The organism is Streptomyces bottropensis ATCC 25435 (assembly GCF_000383595.1).
Taxonomy (GTDB): Bacteria; Actinomycetota; Actinomycetes; order Streptomycetales; family Streptomycetaceae; genus Streptomyces; species Streptomyces bottropensis.
This window is the reverse complement of sequence record NZ_KB911581.1, coordinates 7,526,725-7,548,335: the sequence shown is the minus strand read 5'-3', so window position 1 is coordinate 7,548,335 and position 21,611 is coordinate 7,526,725. Positions and strand designations below refer to the sequence as shown.

The following is a 21,611-nucleotide window of genomic DNA, read 5'->3' as shown; positions in this document are numbered from 1 at the left end:
TGGCCGCTTCGAGACGCATCCGCAACACCCCGTGGCGCACATCCGGGCCCTGCGCGCCGTCACAGTCACAACAGCCGACCGCGAGAACCCGCGGAGGGCGACGGACGACGTGGCTAGGGGGCCCGGATGCACGCGTATCGCAGGAGCACGCCGACGACGAGGACGACGGGGCCGACGACGAGGCCGAGGCGGCGGGCCGGGCGGCGGGCCGGCACCGCGTTCCTCGCCCTGGGCGCCGCCTGCGCCCTGCTCCTCACAGGCTGCGGCGACGGCGGTGACGGGGGCAACTCCTCCTCGTACGACCGGGGAGGCAGCAGCGGCGACGCGGACGGCTTCCCGGCTCCCGCGCCCGAGGGCCCCGACTCCGGCGAACAGCGCGACGAACAGGGCGACGACTCCGGCGACTTCGCCCCGTCCCCCGACCACCTCTCCACCTTCGCCCTCGACGTCGACACGGCCTCCTACGGCTACGCCCGCCGCACCCTGGACGAGGGCAGCCTGCCCGACCCGGCGACGGTCCGCCCGGAGGAGTTCGTCAACAGCTTCCGCCAGGACTACGAACGCCCGGACGGCGACGGCTTCTCGGTGACCGTCGACGGCGCCCGCACCGACGCCGAGAACTGGTCCCTGGTCCGGGTCGGCCTCGCCACCCGGGCCGCCGGCGGCGATGGCGAACGCCCGCCCGCCGCCCTCACCTTCGTCATCGACGTCTCCGGGTCCATGTCCGAACCGGGCCGCCTCGACCTCGCCCAGGACGCCCTGCGCACGATGACGAACCGGCTGCGCGACGACGACTCGGTCGCCGTCGTCACCTTCAGCGACGAGGCCGAGACCGTCCTGCCGATGACCCGCCTCGACGGCAACCGGGGCGAGATCCGCGAGGCGGTCGACGGCCTGGAGCCCACCGACTCCACCAACCTCGCGGCGGGCGTCGAGACCGGCTACGAGACCGCCGTCGACGGCCTGCGCAAGGGCGCCACGAACCGGGTCGTCCTGCTCTCCGACGCCCTCGCCAACACCGGTTCCACCGACGCCGAGACCATCCTGGAACGCATCGCGAGCGAACGCCGCGACCACGGCATCACCCTCTTCGGCGTCGGCGTCGGCAGCGACTACGGCGACGAGCTCATGGAACAACTCGCCGACCGGGGCGACGGCCACACCACCTACGTCTCCACCGAGGAGGAGGCCGAGAAGGTCTTCTGCGAGGAACTCCCGCGCCACGTCGACCTCACCGCCCGCGACGCCAAGGCCCAGGTCGCCTTCGACCCGGCCACGGTCGAGGAGTTCCGCCTGATCGGCTACGACAACCGGCGGGTCGCCGACGAGGACTTCCGTGACGACCGGGTCGACGGCGGCGAGATCGGCCCCGGCCACACCGTCACCGCGCTCTACGTCGTCCGCACCAAGGACGGCGCCGAGGGAGGCCACCTCGCCACCGCCACCGTCCGCTGGCTGGACCCCGCCACCCGCACCCCGCACGAGGAGGCGGCGGGCCTGGAGGCGTCGGCCCTGCACGACGACCTGTGGACCGACTCCCCGTACGGCCTGCGAGTGGCGGCCGTGGCCGCCTACTTCGCCGACTCCCTCCGCCAGGAGGACGGCCGCCGGCCCGACCTCCCGGCCCGCCCCTCCCTGCACCGACTGGGCCTGCGGGCGGACGATCTGGCGAGGGACCGCGAGGACAAGGACCTCTACGCCCTCGCCGAGGCGATCAAGTCGGCGGAGGAGCTGATGGGTTAGGGCTTCACCACCGGCGCGCAGACCGAGGGCGACGCCCGCACCAGCCCCTGCCCGTGCAACCGGTCCAGCCGGTGGTCGACCGCGGACCACACCGCCGCCACCCGCAGCCGGGGCGCGCACGACGCCCCGGCCCGCGAAGACTCCGTCTCCTGGAGCGCGCTCAGCAACTGGGTGGTGATCCGGTCGAGCACCGGCCGCACCTCCTTCACCAGATCGGGCCGCTCGGTGGGCCGTTCCTCGGGGTGCGCGTCCCACCGGGCGTAAAGGCCGCGCTGCACCAGCTTGTTGGCCTCGATCTGGTCCCGGAACACGGCGGTGACCGTATCCGGGTCGAGGCCGAGCCCGACCGCCCGCGCGGCCACGTCGTCCAGGATCGCCTTCTCCCGCACGGGGTCGTCGATCGGCGTGGTCGTCCCGTACTTCGCCGCCGCGACCTTGTCCGCGACGAGCAGCCGCTCGGCGAACAGATCCGTCACCACGGTGAGCGACCGGGCGCCGGGAGCCGTACGAGGAAGGGCGGAGGACGACTCGGCGGCGACCGGCGGAGCACCGGGCAGGGCCGCGGCCGACGAGGCACCGGCGGACAGACAGACGCAGAGGGAGGCGACGGCGGAGATCAGCGTGGAGCCGAGGCGGTGGGGGCGCATGATCCACACCTATCACGCGCCCGCTGCCGAGCCTCGCAGTCTTGCCCAAGCATTGATATTTCCTTACGTACCGGTAAGTTGACTCGCCAGTAACGTGGATGTGTGAGACCTCGGGGAGCGGTGATGGGCGTACACAGGGACTTGAACCGGGCGAAACAGCGCGGCGGCCTGTCCGACCGCGCGAAGGTCGAGGTCGTCAGGGACGCGCGGGGTGTCGTCCGCGAGGCGCGCACACCCGCCCTCGCGCCCCGCCCGACCGGCGGCAGCATCGCCGACCTCCCCTTCGTCAACGCCACCGAGGCGCCCGGCGCTGTGGTCCTGCGCCGCGCCGACCACCACGGCACCTACCACCCGGTGACCGCCGCCGCCTTCGCCCGCGAGGTCACCGAGACCGCCAAGGGGCTGATCGCCGCCGGCCTCGAACCGGGCGGCCGCGTCGCGCTGATGTCCCGCACCCGCTACGAGTGGACGGTCCTCGACTTCGCCGTCTGGGCGGCCGGCGGCCAGTCCGTGCCCATCTACGCCACGTCCTCGCCCGAGCAGATCGAGTGGATCGTCCGCGATTCCGGCTCCCGTTTCGTGGTCGCGGAGACCGCCGGGAACGCGGAGGCCGTCGCCACCGCCACCGCCCGCCACTCCCAGCCCCCGCACGTCTGGCAGATCGACCGGGAGGCGCTCTCGCACCTCGCCGACCTGGGCCGGGGCGTCCCCGACGACGAGGTCACCAAGCGTCGCGCCGCCCTCACCCCGGACACGGCCGCCACCATCTGCTACACCTCCGGCACCACCGGCCGTCCCAAGGGCTGCGTCCTCACCCACGCCAACCTCCACGCGGAGGCCGCCAACACGGTCGAACTCCTCCACCCGATCTTCAAGGAGATCACCGGCCAGGCCGCCTCGACCCTCCTCTTCCTCCCCCTGGCCCACATCCTCGGCCGCGCGATCCAGATCGCCTGCCTGATGGCCCGCATCGAGATCGGCCACTGCCCGAGCATCAAGCCCGCCGAACTGCGGCCCGCCCTCAAGAAGTTCCGCCCCACCTTCCTCGTCGGCGTCCCCTACCTCTTCGAGCGGATCCACGCCACCGGCCGGGCCACCGCCGAACGCATCGGCCGCGGCGCCTCCTTCGACCGCGCCCACCGCATCGGCGTGCGCTTCGCCAAGGCCTACCTGGACAGGTTCCTCGACCGGGGCCCCGGCCCCACCCCCGGCCTGTACGCCGCCTGGGCCCTGTACGACCTGCTGGTCTACCGCCGCATCCGCAGGGAACTGGGCGGCCGGATGCGCTACGCCATCAGCGGCGGCTCCCCGCTCGACCGCGACCTCAACCTCTTCTTCTACGCCGCCGGGGTCATCGTCTACGAGGGCTATGGCCTCACCGAGACCACCGCGGCCGCCACCATCGTCCCGCCTCTCAAGCCCCGCCCCGGCACCGTCGGCCGGCCCGTCCCCGGCACGGCGGTCCGCATCGCCGACGACGGGGAGGTCCTCATCAAGGGCGGCATCGTCTTCGGCACCTACTGGAACGACCCGGTCGCCACCGACGCGGCCCTCACCGACGACTGGTTCGCCACCGGCGACCTCGGCGCGCTCGACGAGGACGGCTATCTCACCATCACCGGCCGCAAGAAGGACATCCTCGTCACCTCCGGCGGCAAGAACGTTTCGCCGGCCGTCCTGGAGGACCGGCTGCGCAGCCGCCCCCCGGTCGGGCAGTGCATGGTCGTCGGCGACAACCGCCCCTTCGTCGCCGCCCTCATCACCCTCGACCCCGAGGACGTCACCCACTGGCTGCACGTGCGCGGCATGTCCCCGGACACCCCGCTCTCCGAGATCGTCGCCGATCCCCGGATGCGCGCCGACGTCCAGCAGGCCGTCGACTACGCCAACCAGGCCGTCTCCCGCGCCGAGTCCATCCGCGAGTTCAAGGTGGTGGAAGGCGGCTTCAACGAGGAGAACGGCCTGCTCACCCCGTCGATGAAGATCAAACGCCACGCGGTCGGGGCGGCGTACGCGGCGGCGATCGAGTCGCTGTACGCGAAGAAGTGAGCCGGGGCCGGCACCTGGGGGGACACGGCGGAGCGGGCCGCCGATGAACTCGGCGGCCCGCTCCGGTGTGTCCGGTGGTGGCGTCAGTGGTGCTTGGCGCCGTTGCCGCCGCCGTTGTTGTTGCCGTTGCCGTTGTCCGAGAGGATCGGGATGTCGGACAGGATGTGCGACAGCGGCTCGTCGCCCTTGGCCTGGGTGGAGTTCTCCGTGCACTGCTGGTTCTGCGGGGCGGACAGGATCGGGATGTCCTGGAGGGCGACTCCGATGGCTCCGATGCCGCCGGCGTTGAGCTTGGCAGGCAGACCGATGCAGGGCTTGTTGAGCGAGCCCTGGACCAGCGAGAGCTGCGGGCTCATGTCGCCCTTGGTCACGGAGTTGCCGAACGCCTGGCTGGCACCGTTGCCGCTGAAGGACGTGGTCCCACCGTCATCGGCGAGCGCCTGGGGCGCGACGCCGGCCGCGAGGCCGGTGATGGAAGCGGCGACCGCGACCGTGGCCATTGCCTTCTTGAGCATTTCGCATTCCTTTCCTGACGGACCCGCTGGTCCATGCTCTGCAGCAACGGCGGCGGGCCACCGTCGGTTTCGGCACATCACCCGTTCGGCCCGCTCACGGCGGTGAATTCAAGGGGGATCGGAAACGCTCCGCGCGCCCCTCTTCCACTCCGTCGCGTGGGCCGACGGAGTGAATCAGAGCAACCGGGGAGCCCGCGGGAAGTTGTCCATGGCGCTCCGGTGGAAACGGGGTTCTTCCAGAAGGGAATCGCAAGTGATCAAGAAGATCATGGCCGCAGCGACGATCGCCGCCTCCGTCGTCGGAGCCTCGGCGGTCACCGCGCCCCAGGCGCTCGCCGATGACGCGGGCACCACCACCTTCAGTGGCAACGACGCCCAGCAGGTCTACGGCAACTCGGCGACGTACGGCAACATGAGCCCGCAGATGGCGCTGATCCAGGGCTCGTTCAACAAGCCCTGCATCGCCCTGCCGGCCAAGCTCAACCTCGGCGGCATCGGCGCCGCGGGTATCGCGCTTCAGGACATCCCGGTCCTGTCCGCCCCGCAGAACCAACAGTGCACGGAGAACTCCACCCAGGCCAAGGGTGACGAGCCGCTGTCGCACCTGCTGTCCGACATCCCGATCCTCTCGGACAACGGCAACGGCAACAACAACGGCGGCGGGAAGAAGTAGCACGCCCTCGCACGGGGCCTGCCCTCAGCCGGCGGCCCACCACGGCACCCAAGTGCCCCGATAAGCCTCCTATTGCGCTAACAGGGGCAATCAACGCAACCGTTGGCCGGATGTCCTGTTGAGCAGGGCGCAACTCCGCAACGGAGTCCGCTTTCCGAAAGGGATCGAACATGAAGAAGCTGTGGGCTACCGCGGCTGTTGCCGCCTCCATCACCGGACTCGCGGCCGGCGTCGCGCCCCAGGCGCTCGCCGATGACGGTGGGACCACGTCCTTCAGCGGCAACGGTGCCAGCCAGGCGTTCGGCAACTCCGTGACCAAGGGCGACATGAGCCCGCAGCTCTCGCTGGTCCAGGGCTCGCTCAACAAGCCCTGCATCGGCCTGCCTGCCAAGGCGAACATCGGCGGAATCGGGCTGCTGGCCGGCCTCGCCGCCCAGGACATCCCGATCCTGTCCGCGCCGCAGAACCAGCAGTGCACGGAGAACTCCACCCAGGCCAAGGGTGACGAGCCGCTGTCGCACATCCTGTCCGACATCCCGATCCTCTCGGACAACGGCAACGGCAACGGCAACAACAACGGCTGACCGTAGAACCGATGAACGGCTCGGGTCGCCCACGCGCTGCGCGCGCGGCCCGAGCCCTTCGCCTGTTCCCGGGCAGGGGCCGTTCGGGTGGTCGTCATATCGGCTGTTCGGTAAATTCGCGGGGCGATCGGGTGAATTACCCGACTCCCCGCGTTCCTTAGTTTCTTTCCGTGTCTATTCCTCGTTCGCAGACTGCGGGTCATGATGCGAGCCGTTCATGCTGTGCTCGCTCGGTTTCGGCCGTCAATTGAGGCATGACCGCAGAGAAGGGAAATGACGTGAAGCTCAAGAAGAGCGCAGCTGTCGTGGCCGGCGTGATCATGGCCGTGGGTCTGGCCACCCCGGCCGTCGCCGACGCGGAGGCCCACGGTGCCGCCATCGGCTCCCCGGGTGTCCTCTCGGGCAACGTGGTGCAGGTCCCCGTCCACGTGCCCATCAACGTGTGCGGCAACTCGATCAACATCATCGCCCTGCTCAACCCGACAGCCGGCAACGTGTGCGTCAACGACTGACGTCGTAGCGCATCGCAGCAGCCGTTCGGCTGTGCCTCAGCCGGTCTTGGAGTGTTCTCAACGGCTCCAAGGCCGGCTTTTCCCACTTCTTCGAGCAGGAAGAAAGAGAAATGCGACAGAACCTGCGCAAGAGAATGGTCGTGGCCGCCGCGACGACGGGCCTGCTGTCCCTCTACGGCACGCCGGTGCTCGCGGACACGGGCGCGCGCGGGGCTGCCTCGAACTCGCCCGGCGTCGCGTCGGGCAACGCGGTCGAGGTGCCGGTCACCGTCCCGGTGAACGTCTGCGGCAACACCGTCGACGCCGCGGCCCTCGGCAACCCGACCCTCGGCAACGAGTGCGGCAACACCGGCGACCACGCCCCGGAGAACTCCCGGAGCACCGAGAACGCCGAGCGCGCCCAGAGCACCGAGAGCGCTCCGGAGCGCCACGCCACCCCGGTGGCGGAGCCCGAGTACACGCCGGCCCCGCCGGCGGACGCGGAGGAGTCCTGGGAGCAGGCGTACGAGGAGTACACGCGGCCGGACACGTACGAGGAGTACGACGAACCCGTGGAGTACCCGCAGAGCTGGGACGAGGAAGGCCACGGGAGCGACGAGGGCTACGGGAGCGACGAGGGCTACGGGAGCGACGAGGGCTACGGGAACCACGACGACACGCCGAGCGACTACGGCGACGCCCCGAGCGACTACGGCGACGCCCCGAGCGACTACGGCGACGCCCCGAGCGGCCACGGCGACGCCCCGAGCGACTACGGCGACACCCCGGACACCGACGAGGACACCGAGGTCGGCTACGGCGACACCCCGCCGACCAAGCCTCCGCACCAGCCGCCGACGCAGCCGCCCACGACGAAGCCGCCGACGCACAAGCCGCCGACCGGCGGTCCGAGCCCCACGGGCAAGCCTCCGACGGAGAAGCCCCCGACGCACAAGCCGCCGACCGGCGGCCCCAGCCCCACGGGCAAGCCCCCCACGGGCCACCTCTCTCCCACCGACAAGCCTCCGACGGACAGGCCCCCCACCGACCACCCGCCGACGGACCAGCCCCCGACGGATCACCCGCCCACGCTCCCCGAGACCGGCAGCGACCGTGAGGCCCTGCTCGCGGCCGGGGCGGCCAGCGTCGCGCTGATCGCGGGTGGGGGCATCCTGTACCGGCGGGGCCGGGCCGCTTCCCGTCGTTGAGTCCACGCGGGTGCCGGGACGCGCGGGCGCGCCTCCCGGCACCCGCGTGCGTCACGCCCCGGCGGTGGAGGCCAGGTCCGCCCGCGCTCCCGGCGCCGGGATGCGTCCGCCGGGCACCCCGGCGCGCAGCCGCCGCCGCACCCCTCGCAGGAGGGTCGGGGCGGTGAACGACGCGCCGTGCACGAAGCGCATCGCGGGACCGAAACCGGCCGCGGTGGTGAGGCCGGCGAGGAACAGGCCGGGGACCGAGGACTCGAAGTCCCGCCCGACTGAGGGCGAGCCGTCTGCGAGGGCCACCAGATCCGCGCGCACCTCACGCGCCAGCAGGTCCAGCCGCTCGCAGGTGGCCCGGAACCCCGTGGCCGCGATGACGTGTTCGGTCTCCAGCGAGGCCGGCTCACCGCCGCGGCCGACCGTCTCCAGGCGTACGGCGCCGCCCGTCTCGTACGCCGTCGCGACCTCCTGGCCGAGCCGTACCTCGACGGCCGGCTCGACACGGTCGCGGACCCACCAGGCGCCCGCGGGGCCGAGCGCCTCCGCCGCGATCCGCACCCTTCCCGCCTCGGGCAGGCGGCGGTACCAGCCCGGACGCTCCGCGTAGAACCAGTTGCGCCAGCCGCAGCCGAGGCCGCTGTGCGGGGAGCGGACGGAGTCCCACGGCCGGCGCTCCAGCGGGGGCGGGACGTCGTTCCAGCGCAGGGCGCCGGAGCGGGCCAGCACACGGACGCGTGTGCCCTGTTCGGCCAGGAGCGCGGCCGTCTCCAGAGCCGCCTGGCCGCCGCCGACCACCGTGACGTCCCTGCCCCGGAAGCGGTCGAGGTCGCTGTGGTGGCTGCTGTGGGAGACCCGGTCCGGCGGCAACTCCCGTAGCGCGGACGGGATTTCGATAAACGGCACGACACCCACGGCGAGGGCCACCGTGCGGGCGCGGACCGTCTCCCCGTCGTCCAGGACCGCCTCGAAACCGCCGTGGTGGCGCCGAAGCAGCGTGACCATGCGCTCGTCGACGGGCGGGAGGGCGTTGCGGGCGAACCACAGGCCGTACGAGGCGAACGTGCCGACCGGGATCGGCCGGCCGTGGCGGGCCTCGAAGCCCTGCTCGGCGCAGTACGCGTCGAGCCGCCAACGCCCCTCGGGATCGCTCAGGTTGGAGGCCCAGGGCTCGGACTTGAGGAACATGCCGGGCGGCATGTGGTCGCGCCAGGACGCCATGGGACGGCCGAGGACGCGCAGGCTGAGCCCGGCGGCCGCGGCATGGGACGCGATGGACAGGCCGTACGGGCCGGCGCCCACCACCAGCAGGTCGTACATCAGGGTCTGCTCGCTTTCTCGTTCTCGGCGCGGTTCTCGGCGTGGTTCTCGGTACCGCTCCCGGCGTGGACCTCGCCGGGGGCGTGGTCGCGCTGGAGGGGAAGCGGCGGGCGGGGTGCCAGCAGGCGGCCGAGCGCGCGGCGTGGCCACAGCGACCACAGCGCGAGGCCGGGGGCGCGGTCGTCCCGCGCGTACCAGGCCAGCTCGCGCGCGCCCGGCCCGGACGGCGGGTACGGCAGGGACGTCCGGCGCAGCGCGGCGAGGGGCGCGTAGTTCTCCACGACGAAGGTCCGGCCCGGCACGGGGGCCCCGTCCGGGATCCGGCGGCCGGTCAGGTCCAGATGCAGGGCGCTGACGACGTCGATGCCGGCCGCGTCCGTGAACAGGCGGAACTGGGCGCCGGGACGCGGATTGAAGTCGAGCAGGTGGTACGCGCCGGTGCTGCCCTCGCGGCGGAAGTCGAGGTCGAACACGCCTCGGTAGCCGAGCGCGCCGGTCAGCCGCTCGGCCAGGGCTCGCACCTCGGGGTTGGGGGTCCAGCGGCCGACGGCGGTCAGCCCGGCGCCGCGCGGCCAGGCAGCCAGCTTCTGGCCGGTGCCGCCGCCGCGCACGGCCCCGGTGCGGTCGGCGTACCCGTGGAAGAACCAGTCGCGGTCGAGCCCCGGCGGCAGGAACGCCTGGAGGAGCAGTCGGCTGCCGGCCTGCTCCGAACGCCGGAACAGGGCCGCGGCCTCCCCGGCCGAGCGCACCACCACCGTGCTGCGCAGCCCCGCGTCGGCGGGCAGCAGCCACGGGCGGCTCCACTTGGCCACCACCGGCAGGCCCAGCTCCCGCGCGGCGGCGGTGGCCTCCGCCGGGCCGCCGGGGACCACCGTCGCGGGGTGGGGGAGGTCCAGGCGCCCGCACAGCGCGGCCAGTTCCGCCTTGTCGGCCACCTGTTCGGCGAGAGCGGCGGGCCCGGCCGGAAGCAGATAACCCTCCGTCAGCTCCTCGCGCAGCCGGCCGGTGGCCACGGCGCTCGCGTCGTCCAGGGCGATGAGCACCGCGGGACGGCCGACCAGATCAGCCACCCGGCGCAGCACGGCCGTGAATTCGTCGAGGGAGGCGCCGAGCCGGGGCGGGGTGTGCGTCGTGTGGAGGTACCGGGAGCTGCGCACGGGGCTGCCCTCGCAGTCGGCGACCAGGTGCACCTCCACACCGGCGCGCCCCAGGGAGCGTACGGCGCCCAGGGTTCCGTGGTGAAAGGGATTGCGGTCCGTTCTCAGCAGAACGGCCGGAACGCGGGTGTCGAGTGGCGACACGTTCATTTCGTCGGGGTCCTCGCACATTTCTTTGACGTCGGGTCACCCGTGCGGGCGATTCGGGCACCCGAAGGCCGGAGCCCCAGTTGGCGGAATTCGTATTCGTATGACTGATTGTCAGTAGGTGGAAATCGGCGGCGGAAAGCAGTGAAGTGAACAGAGCGGAGAGGGGAGCGGACATGGCTCCACAACAGCGGCGGCCCCGGCACAGGAGACCCCGCACCAGAGGGATGGCGCTCGTCGCGGCCGGCGTGGTCGCGTCGTTCGCCCTCGCGTCGGTCCCGGTGCACGCCGTGGGCGCGCGGGTGGCGAGCCGGGCGACCGACCCACCGGCACCGCCGGCCCCGGCCGCTCCGGCCAAGCCCACGGCTCCGGCGGCTCCGGCCAAGCCCACGGCCCCGGCCGCTCCGGCCAAGCCCACGGTCCCGGCGGCGCCCGCCGCCGTCACCCCGGCTCCGGTCGCCAAGACGCCCGCTCCGGCCGTCCCGACGGCACCGGCCGCCCCGAGCGCCTCCGCCCCGCCGCCGGCGGGCTCGCCCGTGCCGGCCACGTCCTCCGCGACCCCGAAGCTTCCCGAGCAGTTGCCGGCCATCGGCGCCTACCTGCACTACGGGCCCCGCGGGGTCGCCCGGATCGCCGAGCTGAGCGACTGGCTGGGCGGCTCCGACCTGCGGGTGGCGCACACCTACCTGCCGGGCGACCGCTGGTCCAACATCGAGGGCCTGCCCGGCTTCCTGGACGCCTGGGCCGAGTGGCGGCGCGACGAGGACGACCGGATGTTCGTCCTCAACGTGCCCATGATGGAGCGCAACGAGGAGGGCGTCTCCGACCACGAGGTCCGCGCGCTGCTGCGCCGCGCCGCCGCCGGTCAGTTCGACCACCACTATCGCCGGCTCGCGGAGCGACTGGTCGAGCTGAAGATCCCGGACACGGTGATCGTGCTCGGCTGGGAGATGAACGGCATCACGTACACCCATCGCTGCGGGCCCGACCCGGAGAGCTGGAAGAAGTACTGGAACAGGATCGTCACCACGATGCGCGCGGTGCCGGGCCAGAAATTCACGTTCGACTGGACCCCGAACCGGGGCCGGGACGCCATTCCCTGGACGCAGTGTTATCCGGGGGACGACACGGTCGACATCATCGGCATGGACTCCTACGACCAGCCGCGCGGAATCACCTTCGACGAACAGGTGAAGGAGCCCTACGGCCTGCAGGCACACGTCGATTTCGCGAAGGCGCACAAGAAGCCCATCTCCTACGCGGAATGGGGACTCTTCCGCAACGGCGACAACCCGGAGTACATGCGGCGCATGCTCGCCTGGATGGACGAGCACAAGCCGGTCTACAACACGCTCACGGACTACTGCCCGCACGGTGTCTGGCAGTGCGCGAGCAACCCGAAGGCGGCGCAGGTGTACCGGTCGATGCTCTTCGGCCGTGACACGACCGCGACTCCGACGCCCACCCCCACACCGAAACCGGCTCCCACCACACCCGTACGTCCGCCGAACTGTTCGCCGCTGGAGCTGGGCGACTGGGTGGAGTACTGGCTCGGCGGGAAGCTCTGCGTCCGTACGGACTGGTGGTCGCGCTACCGGTGATCCGGAGCCGGCGGCGGGCCGCTCAGGGCCCGCCGCCACCACGTTCCTTCCGCTCCGGCCGGTCCCCGCGCTCCCGGTTCTGCTCGGCGTCCTTCCTGGCCCGCCACCGGTGGAGCAGTTCCTTGCCCCGCAGCCGGGCCGCCGCGTCGCAGGCGACGGCCGACAGCAGGGGCGCGGTGCGGCGGCGGGCGAGCAGCAGGCGCTGGTTGACGACGGTGTCCGGGCGCCAGCGCAGCTTGTACGGCTCGGCACCCCGCAGCAGGCTCAGCACCTGGTGGACGCCGGAACCGACATGCCCGGCGCAGGCGTTGAGCAGCATGGTGGCGACGTCCGCCTTGCGTTCGCGCAGCCGCGGGTGGGCGCCGTAGAGGTAACCGCCCGCCAGCCGCTGCGACAGCAGGGTGACGTCGACGGCCATCACGTCGCCGTCCAGCCGGAACTCGGTCACCACGGCGTCCCCCGAGCGCACCATCGGCCCGACCGCGCGGGACAGATGCTCGGAGAAGCGGGGGCGCATGTGCTCGGTGGTCACCTTGCGGTCCTGCCACTGCAGGCGGTGCAGGTCCAGCATGGTCCGCAGGGCCGCGTCCACCTCGTCGGCGCCCACCGCCCGCGGCTCGATGCCGAGGTCGCCGAGCTTGCGGAGCTTGGCGCGCACCCGCTGGGCCCGGGAGTTGGGCAGCCGCTTGACCAGCTCGTCCATGGGCCGCGCGGGCAGCTCCAGACAGACCGAGTCGGCCACCTTGCGGCGGGGTCCCCGCCAGCGGTCGTAGATCTGTTCGACGGCGGCGCCGGGCCGTACCTCGCGGAAGTCGATCAGCGCGGTCCGGGCGGCGGCCGACAGCCCCTCGGCGAGCGCCGCCGACGCCTGTTCGGCGTACTCGTCGTCGACGATCACGTCCGCGAAGTCCGAGATCGGGCAGCCCAGCGGGACCAGGGCGGGCAGCGGACGCCGTACGAGCATCAGCGGGGCGACCGCGCGCAGCTCGGCCCCGTCGCGGACGAGGACCAGCCGGAGCCTTCCGGGGGTGCCGTACGACAGCCACCAGGAGTGCAGCCAGGCGTGGTTCTGGAACGGGGTGGCCGCGCCGCACCGCCGGTACAGACGGTCCCAGGGCCCGGCCAGCTCGCCGAACTCGCGCTCGTCGGTGCACAGTTCGGCGCGCAGGGTGGTGCTCGTCCCCGTCTCCAGGACGCTGGTCACAGCTGTCCGTGGGCGTCGGCGGCGAGAGCGGGACCCGGTACGGAGGCCGAGGGCGGGGCCCCGGGGGCGCGCCGGGGCCTGATCAGCAGGGCCAGTCCGCCGAGCAGCCCGCCGGCCGCGGTGCCCACCAGAGCGGTCACCGTCGGCGACGCCGAGGACGCCTCGGTCGGCCTGGTCGCGCGGGCGAACTGCTGCAGTTCGACGCGCGTGGACCTCTGGCTGTCGTTCGCGTGCCGGGTCAGGGCCCGGGAGACGGCGTTGGCCATGTCCGCGGCGAGGTCCGGCCGCGAGGAGGTGGCGGAGACGGCGACCATCGGCGCGTCCGGCGACGTCGCCGTCCGCACGTCCTTGCGCAGCGTCTCCACCGGCACCCCCGCCCATACCTGCGCGTCCCCGAGCACCGCGACCTGCGTCGCCACCCGCCCGTACGCCTGTGCGAAACCGAGCGCCGACTGGGTGTCCGACCCCTCGGCGGGCACGACGACGAGATAGCTGGTGGCGGTGTAGACGGGCGCCTTCACCACGCCGTACGCGCCCCCGGCCACCCCGCCGAGCAGGGCGCCGGCCGCGAGCAGGGACCAGGAGGGCAGGGAGCGGGCGCGGCCGCCGTGGGCCGGCCCGCGGTGCGGGCTGTCGGACATACGTTCAGACGTACGGTCGGTCATACGGAACTCACTCCCAGGGGCGGGGTCGGCGAGGGCGTGCGGGAGACGGCGGCCGCGTACACGTCCATGAGCTGGGCGGCGCTGCGGGTGATGCAGTAGTGCTGGGCGGCGGCGGGGACGGCCCGGCTGCGCGCGCCCTGCGCGCGGAGGTCCAGCAGGGCGCTGACGAACGACTCCGCGCCCCCCTGGACGCGCCGGGCGCCGACGGTCGCGTCCGGTGGCAGGTCCTCGATCGCCGGGCAGGAGACGTAGAGCACGGGCAGCCCGGACGCCATCGCCTCCACCACCGCGAGCCCGAAGGCCTCCTCGGCGCTGGGCGAGGCGAGCACGTCCATGGCGTTCATCAGCGAGGGCAGATCGGCCCCGGGGGCGCCCGCGGCCGGCCGTTCCCCGGTGAGGAGCACCCGGTCGGCGACCCCGGCCCGCTGGGCGGACCGACGCAGCACGCTCTCCTCCGGGCCACCGCCGGCGATCAACAGCCAGCAGTCGTCCGGCAGCCGGCCGAGCGCCCGGACCAGCACGTCGAACCGCTTGCCGGCCGCGAGCCGTCCGACACCGCCGACGACGTACGCGCCCTCCGGCAGCCCGAGCCGCCGCCGGGTCAGCTCGCGCAGGTCCGGATCGAAGCGGAAGCCGGCGAGGTCGATGCCGTTGGGGACGACCTCGATCCGTGGGGCCGGCACGCCCCAGCGCTGCAGCCGGTCGGCGACGGTCGGCGAGACGGCGACCGTGGACCGGCCGAGGCGCTCGCTGGCGAGATACAGGGCGCGCACTCCGGCGGACAGCCGACGCCCCTCCATCTGCGAGTCGCCGAGGGAGTGCTCGGTGGCCACGACCGCGCGGACCCCCGCCAGCCGGGCGGCGAACCGGCCGTACACGCAGGCCCGGTAGAGGTGGGTGTGGACGAGGTCGTAGCCGCCCCGGCGGATCAGCCGCACCAGACGGGGGAGCGCGGCGAGGTCACGGTTGCCCGCCATGCCCAGATGGGTGACACGGACCCCGTCGGCGGTGAGACCGTCGGCGACCGGGCCCGGGTTGGTCAGTGTCACCACGTCGCAGTCGACCGGCAGATGACGCAGCAGCAGCCGCAGTTGCTGCTCCGCGCCCCCGACGCCGAGGCCGGTGATGATGTGCAGCGCCTTCACGTCGGCTCAGACCCCCTCGACGGGACGGCGGCGCAGCCGGTGCAGCTTCCGCTTCAGCAGCAGCCGCAGGGCCGTGTCCTCCTCGCCGATGTGCACCCGGGGCAGCGCGTACGGGCCGTTCAGCGGGCCGGGGTCGATGGCACAGGCGTACGCGTACCCGGCGTCCCGCACGGCGTCGGCGGCCCGCTGGTCGAGGGTGCCGTACGGGTAGCAGAAGCCCTGGACGGGAGCGCCGGTCAGCTCCGCGAGCCGTGCTCTGCTGTCGGCGGTCTCGGCGCGCAGGGTCTCGTCGTCCGCCTTCGTGAGGTCGACGTGGGTCAGCCCGTGCGAGCCGACCTCGATGCCCTCCGTCCCGGCGGCCGTCCGGATGCCCTCCTCGTCGAGCAGCGGCTTGCGCGGGCCCAGCGGGTCCCAGGCGTTCTCGCCGCCGAGCCGTCCCGGCAGGACGAAGAGCGTGGCTCCGCAGCCGTGGGCGCGCAGCAGCGGCAGCGCGGTGTCGACGAAGTCCGTGTACCCGTCGTCGAAGGTCAGCCCCACCAGGCCCCGGCCCTCGCCCCGGGCGCGGGCGGCCAGCAGCTCGGCCATGCCGACCCCGCGCAGCCCGCGCCGCCGCAGCCAGCCGAGCTGGGCGTCGAGGCGGTCGGGCGAGACGGTGATGCGGTAGGGGTCCTCGGAGCAGTCGCCCACCGAGTGGTACATGGCCACCCACAGCGGGGTGGCGGCGGTCGTCGGTCTGGGGTCAGCGGTTACGGACATACGGCAGCCTTCGTGTGACGGAACGGAGGGCGGGGGTGACACCGGAGGCGCCCAGGGCCGAGGCCAGCAGGACGAAGACGAGGGCGACGACCGCGCCGCCGGCGGCGAGGCCGAGCACGGGGGAGTCGAACCGGTCGGCGCAGTACATCCCCACCACGCCCGCGGCCACGGCCGCCCGCACCGGCCGGCTCATCTCGCCGACCACCTGCCGGGTGCGGATCGGCACCGCCCGGCCGCGCATGCCGCGCAGCAGGAGCAGGGCGGTGAGGGTGATGCCGATGGCGTTGGCGGCGGCGATGCCGAGGACGCCCCAGGAGTCGACGGTGGCCGCGCCGATCCACGAGGTCGCGATGATCCCGGAGGCCATCGCGGCCAGCGGGTACCAGGTGGGCCGGCCCGCCGAGAAGTAGGAGCGGACCAGCGCGCTCACCAGGGCGTGGCCGAGCAGCCCGAGGGCGTACACCCGCATCACGGCGGCGGTGGCCGCGGTGTCCCGCGCGGTGAACGCGCCACGCTGGAAGAGCAGTTCGATGATCTGCGGACCGCAGGCGAAGATCGCCGCCGCGCCCAGCAGCACGATGCACGACACCAGCGCGAGATCCTTCTCCACCCGGCTGCGGGCCCGCTCGGTGTCGCCCTCCGCCATCGCCTGCGCCACCACCGGGAGGGTGACGGTGCACAGCATCAGCGAGAACGTCATCGGGATCTGGGCCACCTTCTGCGCGTAGTTGAGGTGCGAGATGGCTCCGGAGGGCAGCGTCGAGCCGAGGAAGCGCTCGATGAGGACCTGGGACTGGCGGCACAGCGCGAACAGCAGCACGGTGGTGATGAGGGTCAGCTCGACGGGCCGGGCGGCGTCCCGGTCGTCCCCGGACGCGAGCGCCTCGGGGCCCACGGGCGGCGCGGGGGCCCCACGGTCCCGCTTCGGGCGGCGCAGCTGCCGCAGCAGGGCCGGCAGCTGCGTGGCGATCATCAGCACACCGCCCACCGCGACCCCGAGGGCCGCCGCCCGCACGCCCCAGCGCCCGCCCAGCACGAACATCGCCGTGATGATCCCGACGTTGTACGCCACGTAGATCGCGGCGGGTGCCATGAACCGGCGGTGGGCGCGCAGGGCCGCGCTGCAGTAGCCGGCCAGGCCGAAGGTGAGGACACAGGTGCCGGTCAGCCGGGTGCAGTCGACGGCCAGGCGGGGGTCGGGCAGCCCGGGTGCGAGGGCCTCGACGAGGTAGGGCGCGCCGAGGATGAGCAGGACGGCCGACGCGGCGAAGGCCAGCACCAGCCGGGGCAGCGTCGAGGCGACCAGGGAGCGGACCGGGTCGGCGCCCGCGCCGCCCCTGGCCCGCCGGGCCACGGCCACGCTGAACGCGGGCACCAGCACGAACGCCATGCCGTCCTCGATCAGCAGCGTCGCCGCGAACTCCGGCACGGTCCACGCCACCAGGAACGCGTCCGTCTCGCTGCCGGCCCCGAACAGGTACGACAGCGACTGGTCCCGGCCGAGCCCCAGCAGCGCGGCGGCCGCCGTGAGCGCCGCCGTGACGAGCGTCGCCTTCGCGAGGAACCGCCCCGTGGGCGGCGCGACCTCCGAGGGCTCGGCGGCCCGCGCGCCGGGCACCGAGGGGACGGGGGCCGGGGGGACGGGGTCGACGGTGTGCGAAGGGGGAGGCGCCGGGTCCACGGCACCGGAATCCGGTGCCGCCGGAGGGGTCTGCCGCGGTGCGTGCGGGGGAGTTCCGGTCATCGTGCCCCGGCCCCCTCCGGTACGCGGGACGCAACGGCCCCGGACGGGGCGGCACCCGTGGCGGTGCGGTCCGCCAGCGCCCACCACGCCACGAGGCCGAAGCACACGGCCGTCAGCACGGTCGTCGGCCCGCCGATGTCCGCGTACACGAAGTCGACCAGCACCCAGGTGATCAGCCCACAGGCGACGAGCCCGCAGTCGAGCCCGCCGGTCCGGCGAGGCCCGCTCTCGCGCCGGGCCCGCGCCAGCCCCCGCACCCCGCACCCCGCCAGCGCCAGCCAGCTCCCGCCGAGTGTCGTCAAACCGATCAGCCCCTGCTCGCTCAGGACCAGCAGGTACATGTTGTGGGGGGAGAGGAGCGGCTGCTTCTGGTAGGCGGTGCCGGCGCCGGCGATGTCGCTGCCGGCGGACAGCGCCAGCGAGGCGTGGCCGTCGCGGTGCTCGGGGAAGCCCTTCAGCCCCACGCCCGCGAGCGGCTGCTCGCGCCACATCCCGGCGGCGGCGGCCCACATGGTGTACCGGTCGGTGACCGACTGGTCCGGCGCGTCGGCGACGTGGGTGATGCTGCTGATCCGGTCCTGGATCATCGCGGACCCGATCCCGAGCCCGCCGACGAGGACCACGCCCACGGCGGCGACGGCCGCGCAGACCACCACCGCCCGTCGCAGCCCGGCCAGCAGTACCTGCAGTCCGCACGCCGCGGCCGTGGCGATCCACGCGCCCCGGCTGAACGACACCGCGAGCGGCAGCACCAGCAGCACCGAGCACACCACCGCCCAGGCCCGTTGCCGCACCGTCACGGGCGCCAGCGCCAGCCCGACCGCGCACACCAGCCCGAACGACACGACGGTCGCCATCCCCATGACGTCCCCGGCCCCGAAGGTCCCGACGGCCCGGATGTCCTCACCGGCGTAACTGGCCCCGGTCCCGGTGGCGAACTGGTGCACCCCGACGGCGCCCTGCCACAGCGCGAGCCCCACGAACGACCAGGCCACCACCCGGAAGTCGGACCGGCCGCGCACACACAGCAGCACCGCCACCGGCACCAGCACGAAGATCTGGAGATACCGGCCGAACCCCTCGACCCCGGCCCCCGGGTCACCCGCCCCGGCCGTCGCCATCGCGAGCCCGACCACCGGCAGTCCGAGGACGACCGCGGCCGTACGGCTCAGGGGGCGCCGCCGGTCCCGCAGCAGCCGCACGGCGCAGAACAGCACCAGCAGCCCAGAGACGGCGTCGGCCGGGGTCGCGCCGCCCTCGGCGCCCTGCGTGATCGGCAGCGCGAGCGCGGCGACCACGGCGACCACGGGCAGGACGGGCGCCGCAGCGCGCACAGACGTCACGGTCAGCTCCCCGTCGGACGGACGAGCGCGGCGGCCGTGCGCACCAGGATGCAGAGGTCCTGCCACAGCGACCAGTTGTCGATGTACGCGTTGTCGAAGCGGGCCCGGTCCTCGATGGAGGTGTCGCCGCGCAACCCGGTGACCTGGGCCAGGCCCGTGATCCCGGTCCGCATCCGGTGCCGGGCCGCGTAACCGGGATAGGTCTGGCCGAACTTGGCCACGAAGTAGGGCCGTTCGGGGCGCGGGCCGACCAGGCTCATGTCGCCGCGCAGCACGTTCCACAGCTGCAGCAGCTCGTCCAGCGAACTGCGCCGCAGGAAGCGGCAGAACCAGCCCATCTCCTGCTCGTTCGCCACACTCCACCGGGTCGCCGCCTCGTGTGCGTCGGCCGGGCGGTGGGTGCGGAACTTCAGCAGCGTGAACGGCAGCCCGTTCCGGCCGATCCGCTCCTGGCGGAACACCACCCCGGGCCCGTCGCCCAGTCGCAGCGCCACCGCGCACACCAGCAGTAACGGGCTCACCAGCAACAGCAGCGCCCCGGAGACCGCCACGTCCAACAGACGCTTGCCGAAGGCCTCATGGCTGACCGTCAGCTCCAGTCGCCGACAGGCGAACCCGGCGAGCAGTTCGGTCGAGCCGTCCCGGTCGTAGGAGGGGGACTCGGGGTCCACCTCCCACAGCGCGCAGCCGTCGTCCTGAAGGGTGCGCAGCAGCGGGGCGCGTTCGATGCGGGAGCCGACGACGAGCACGGCCCGGACGCCGTTCTGCACGGCCGCCCGCCGCACTTCCTCGGGGGTGGTCAGCACGGGCAGGCCCTCGGTCCCGGAGGCCTGGTCGGCGACCACACCGACGGGCCGGATGCCGCACCCCGGGTGGCGCAGGAACGCGGCGGCCACGCGCTGCGCGGTCGCCGCGGGACCCACCACCAGGGCCGTGCCGGGGCGTCTGACGAGCGCCCGGCGCCGGTGCCAGTGCACCGTGCCCCGGCCGACACAGGCCGCCGCCGAGTGCAGGGCGCAGCCGAGGGCCAGCTCATGGGCGGCGAGTGCGTGGTCGGGGGAGTGCGCGGCCACCCCGGCGCCGAGCACGCACCAGCCGAGCACGATCCGTCCGCACACGGCGGGCAGTTCGTCGAGCACGGCGGGCACGGCGGGGGGCCGGTAGAGGCGCGCCCGGGCGTTCAGCACGGCCACGGCCAGGGTCAGGACGGCGACCATCAGCGGCCGCCCGGGAGTCATGTCGTCGGTGAGTGCCAGCACCGCGAGCAGGGCCGCGCTGCCGTCCGCGGTCAGCAGTGGCAGCCCCGAGGGAGGCCGGGCGACGGGCCGCCGGCCGGCCGGGAGGGCCGGGCCGCCGAGGGTCTCGCGCGGCGGGACCACCGAGACGGACGAGCCGCCGAACTCGCGTTGCTGTCCACCGGGGGAGTGGACGGTGCTTTCCGTACGTTCCGCAGTCACGTGTGGATGGACTCCCTGCACTCGGTGGCTTTCCCGCGTCGGCCGTCCGTACCGCCGAGCAGTGCGCGGTACACGTCCGCGACGGCCTCGTTCGTGTGCCGCACGTCGTGCGTGGTCAGTACGTGATGGCGGCCCTGGTGGCCGAGCGACTCGCGCAGCAGCGGATCGCGCAGCAGCCGGGCGACCGCACCGGCGAGCGCGGCGGGGTCCTCGACCGGCACCGGCTCCTGGCCGGGCGGCAGACTCTCGCGGGCCCCGTCCACATCGCTGAGCACGACCGGCCGCCCGCACGCCATGGCCTCCAGCGGCGCCAGCGCCATGCCCTCCCACCGCGACGGCAGGACGACCAGATCGGCGGCCTGGTACCAGGGCACCGCGTCCGTGACACCCCCGGCGAACAGCACGCCCTCGGGGGCCAGAGCCCGCAGCCGCTCACCCTCCGGCCCGTCGCCGACCAGCACCAGACGCGCCCCCGGCACCTGCCGCAGCACCGCGTCCCAGGCCGCGAGGAGCACGTCCTGCCCCTTCTGCCGGCACAGCCGCCCCACGCACACCACCAGCGGAGCAGCCGGATCGACGCCGGCGAGCAGCGGGATGCCGGCGCGCACGGTGTCCACGGCCGCGGGGTGGAAGCGGCCGGCGTCGACCCCGTTCGGGATCACCGTCCAGCGCGCCCGTACCCCGGCCCGCTCCCCGGTGACCCGCTCAGCCTCACTGACGCACACCACCCGCGAGGCCCAGCGCGCCCCCGCCCGCTCCCATCCGAGCGCCAGCCCCGCCATCACGCCGTCCACCGCCTCGAACGACCAGGCGTGCGGCTGGAACACGGTCGGCACCCGCCCCCGTACGGCGAGCCGGCCCGTCAGCCCGGCCTTCGCGCTGTGCGCGTGCACCAGCTCGGGCCGAACGCCGTCGAGGATCCGCCGCAGCCCCCGCACCTCGGACACGAGCGCGGGGCCGGGCGACCGGGTCGCCGCCCAGAGCCGTACGTCCGCGCCGAGCGCGCGCAGGGCCGGGGCGAGCGGGCCGTCGGGGCAGGCCACCGCGACGCGCAGGCCGTCGGCGAGCTGGGCGCGCACGAGGTCCGTCACGACACGGGCCACGCCGCCGTCGACCGGCTGGGTGACGTGCAGGACCCGCGACGGAGGGTCGGATGGTGACAGTTGCATGC

The 21,611-nt window shown here is 73.6% G+C and carries 19 protein-coding genes; 7 read left to right on the top strand and 12 right to left on the bottom strand.

Translation table 11 applies throughout. The annotated features are described in order from the left end of the window. Positions 1 to 126 precede the first annotated feature (126 nt). Positions 127 to 1,743, top strand: a complete 1,617-nt coding sequence (locus STRBO_RS0133420) for a vWA domain-containing protein (protein WP_005479546.1) — start codon at positions 127 to 129, stop codon at positions 1,741 to 1,743. Here STRBO_RS0133420 and STRBO_RS0133415 read toward each other — a convergent pair. After that, complete coding sequence (locus STRBO_RS0133415; RefSeq protein WP_020115480.1) at positions 1,740 to 2,390, bottom strand: chorismate mutase; 651 nt, start codon at positions 2,388 to 2,390, stop codon at positions 1,740 to 1,742. The genes STRBO_RS0133420 and STRBO_RS0133415 overlap by 4 nt on opposite strands. Positions 2,391 to 2,513: 123 nt before the next feature. Here STRBO_RS0133415 and STRBO_RS0133410 point away from each other — a divergent pair, with 123 nt between their 5' ends. Then, positions 2,514 to 4,439 carry an AMP-dependent synthetase/ligase gene (locus STRBO_RS0133410; protein WP_020115479.1) on the top strand — a complete coding sequence of 642 codons (1,926 nt, stop codon included), beginning with the start codon at positions 2,514 to 2,516 and terminating at the stop codon, positions 4,437 to 4,439. Between the two features lie 83 nt (positions 4,440 to 4,522). Here the strand turns inward: STRBO_RS0133410 and STRBO_RS0133405 are convergent, their stop codons facing one another. Then, positions 4,523 to 4,954 (bottom strand): rodlin, encoded by a 432-nt coding sequence (locus STRBO_RS0133405; RefSeq protein WP_020115478.1) that lies wholly within the window; start codon positions 4,952 to 4,954, stop codon positions 4,523 to 4,525. Between the two features lie 253 nt (positions 4,955 to 5,207). Here STRBO_RS0133405 and STRBO_RS0133400 point away from each other — a divergent pair, with 253 nt between their 5' ends. From STRBO_RS0133400 to STRBO_RS0133385, 4 genes are all read left to right on the top strand, one after another. After that, complete coding sequence (locus STRBO_RS0133400; protein ID WP_005479541.1) at positions 5,208 to 5,627, top strand: rodlin; 420 nt, start codon at positions 5,208 to 5,210, stop codon at positions 5,625 to 5,627. 170 nt (positions 5,628 to 5,797) lie between these two features. Next, on the top strand, positions 5,798 to 6,211 hold the full coding sequence (locus tag STRBO_RS0133395) for a rodlin (protein WP_020115477.1): 414 nt from the start codon (positions 5,798 to 5,800) through the stop codon (positions 6,209 to 6,211). Between the two features lie 254 nt (positions 6,212 to 6,465). Continuing rightward, positions 6,466 to 6,723, top strand: a complete 258-nt coding sequence (locus STRBO_RS0133390) for a chaplin (protein WP_005479539.1) — start codon at positions 6,466 to 6,468, stop codon at positions 6,721 to 6,723. Positions 6,724 to 6,833: 110 nt separating this feature from the next. Beyond that, positions 6,834 to 7,910 carry a chaplin family protein gene (locus STRBO_RS0133385; RefSeq protein ID WP_005479538.1) on the top strand — a complete coding sequence of 359 codons (1,077 nt, stop codon included), beginning with the start codon at positions 6,834 to 6,836 and terminating at the stop codon, positions 7,908 to 7,910. A gap of 51 nt (positions 7,911 to 7,961) precedes the next feature. Here STRBO_RS0133385 and STRBO_RS0133380 read toward each other — a convergent pair whose 3' ends face one another. Both STRBO_RS0133380 and STRBO_RS0133375 read right to left on the bottom strand, forming a co-directional pair. After that, on the bottom strand, positions 7,962 to 9,221 hold the full coding sequence (locus STRBO_RS0133380; protein WP_005479530.1) for an NAD(P)-binding domain-containing protein: 1,260 nt from the start codon (positions 9,219 to 9,221) through the stop codon (positions 7,962 to 7,964). Continuing rightward, positions 9,221 to 10,522, bottom strand: coding sequence for a carboxylate--amine ligase (locus STRBO_RS0133375; protein WP_037628016.1), 1,302 nt, complete (start codon positions 10,520 to 10,522; stop codon positions 9,221 to 9,223). The genes STRBO_RS0133380 and STRBO_RS0133375 overlap by 1 nt, the downstream gene beginning before the upstream one ends. Positions 10,523 to 10,701: 179 nt before the next feature. Between STRBO_RS0133375 and STRBO_RS0133370 the strand changes: the two genes are divergently transcribed. Beyond that, positions 10,702 to 12,126, top strand: coding sequence for a glycoside hydrolase family 26 protein (locus tag STRBO_RS0133370; RefSeq protein ID WP_028796987.1), 1,425 nt, complete (start codon positions 10,702 to 10,704; stop codon positions 12,124 to 12,126). Positions 12,127 to 12,148: 22 nt separating this feature from the next. Here STRBO_RS0133370 and STRBO_RS0133365 read toward each other — a convergent pair whose 3' ends face one another. Genes STRBO_RS0133365 through STRBO_RS0133330 form a run of 8 tightly spaced genes read right to left on the bottom strand, consistent with a single transcriptional unit; the run spans position 12,149 to position 21,609 of the window. Beyond that, complete coding sequence (locus tag STRBO_RS0133365; protein ID WP_005479517.1) at positions 12,149 to 13,330, bottom strand: GNAT family N-acetyltransferase; 1,182 nt, start codon at positions 13,328 to 13,330, stop codon at positions 12,149 to 12,151. Then, on the bottom strand, positions 13,327 to 13,971 hold the full coding sequence (locus tag STRBO_RS0133360; RefSeq protein ID WP_020115474.1) for a YveK family protein: 645 nt from the start codon (positions 13,969 to 13,971) through the stop codon (positions 13,327 to 13,329). Before STRBO_RS0133360 ends, STRBO_RS0133365 begins: the two co-directional genes overlap by 4 nt. A gap of 20 nt (positions 13,972 to 13,991) precedes the next feature. Continuing rightward, complete coding sequence (locus STRBO_RS0133355; RefSeq protein WP_005479513.1) at positions 13,992 to 15,140, bottom strand: glycosyltransferase; 1,149 nt, start codon at positions 15,138 to 15,140, stop codon at positions 13,992 to 13,994. 6 nt (positions 15,141 to 15,146) lie between these two features. Beyond that, positions 15,147 to 15,896, bottom strand: coding sequence for a polysaccharide deacetylase family protein (locus STRBO_RS0133350; RefSeq protein ID WP_237547330.1), 750 nt, complete (start codon positions 15,894 to 15,896; stop codon positions 15,147 to 15,149). Next, a complete protein-coding gene (gene murJ / locus STRBO_RS0133345) occupies positions 15,880 to 17,640 on the bottom strand; it encodes a murein biosynthesis integral membrane protein MurJ (protein ID WP_202498819.1) in 1,761 nt (586 codons plus the stop codon). Before murJ ends, STRBO_RS0133350 begins: the two co-directional genes overlap by 17 nt. After that, positions 17,637 to 18,974 carry an O-antigen ligase family protein gene (locus STRBO_RS0133340; RefSeq protein WP_020115472.1) on the bottom strand — a complete coding sequence of 446 codons (1,338 nt, stop codon included), beginning with the start codon at positions 18,972 to 18,974 and terminating at the stop codon, positions 17,637 to 17,639. The genes murJ and STRBO_RS0133340 overlap by 4 nt, the downstream gene beginning before the upstream one ends. A gap of 11 nt (positions 18,975 to 18,985) precedes the next feature. Further along, a complete protein-coding gene (locus tag STRBO_RS0133335; RefSeq protein ID WP_020115471.1) occupies positions 18,986 to 20,440 on the bottom strand; it encodes an exopolysaccharide biosynthesis polyprenyl glycosylphosphotransferase in 1,455 nt (484 codons plus the stop codon). Further along, a complete protein-coding gene (locus STRBO_RS0133330) occupies positions 20,437 to 21,609 on the bottom strand; it encodes a glycosyltransferase family 4 protein (RefSeq protein ID WP_005479504.1) in 1,173 nt (390 codons plus the stop codon). The genes STRBO_RS0133335 and STRBO_RS0133330 overlap by 4 nt, the downstream gene beginning before the upstream one ends. Between the last annotated feature and the right edge of the window lie 2 nt (positions 21,610 to 21,611).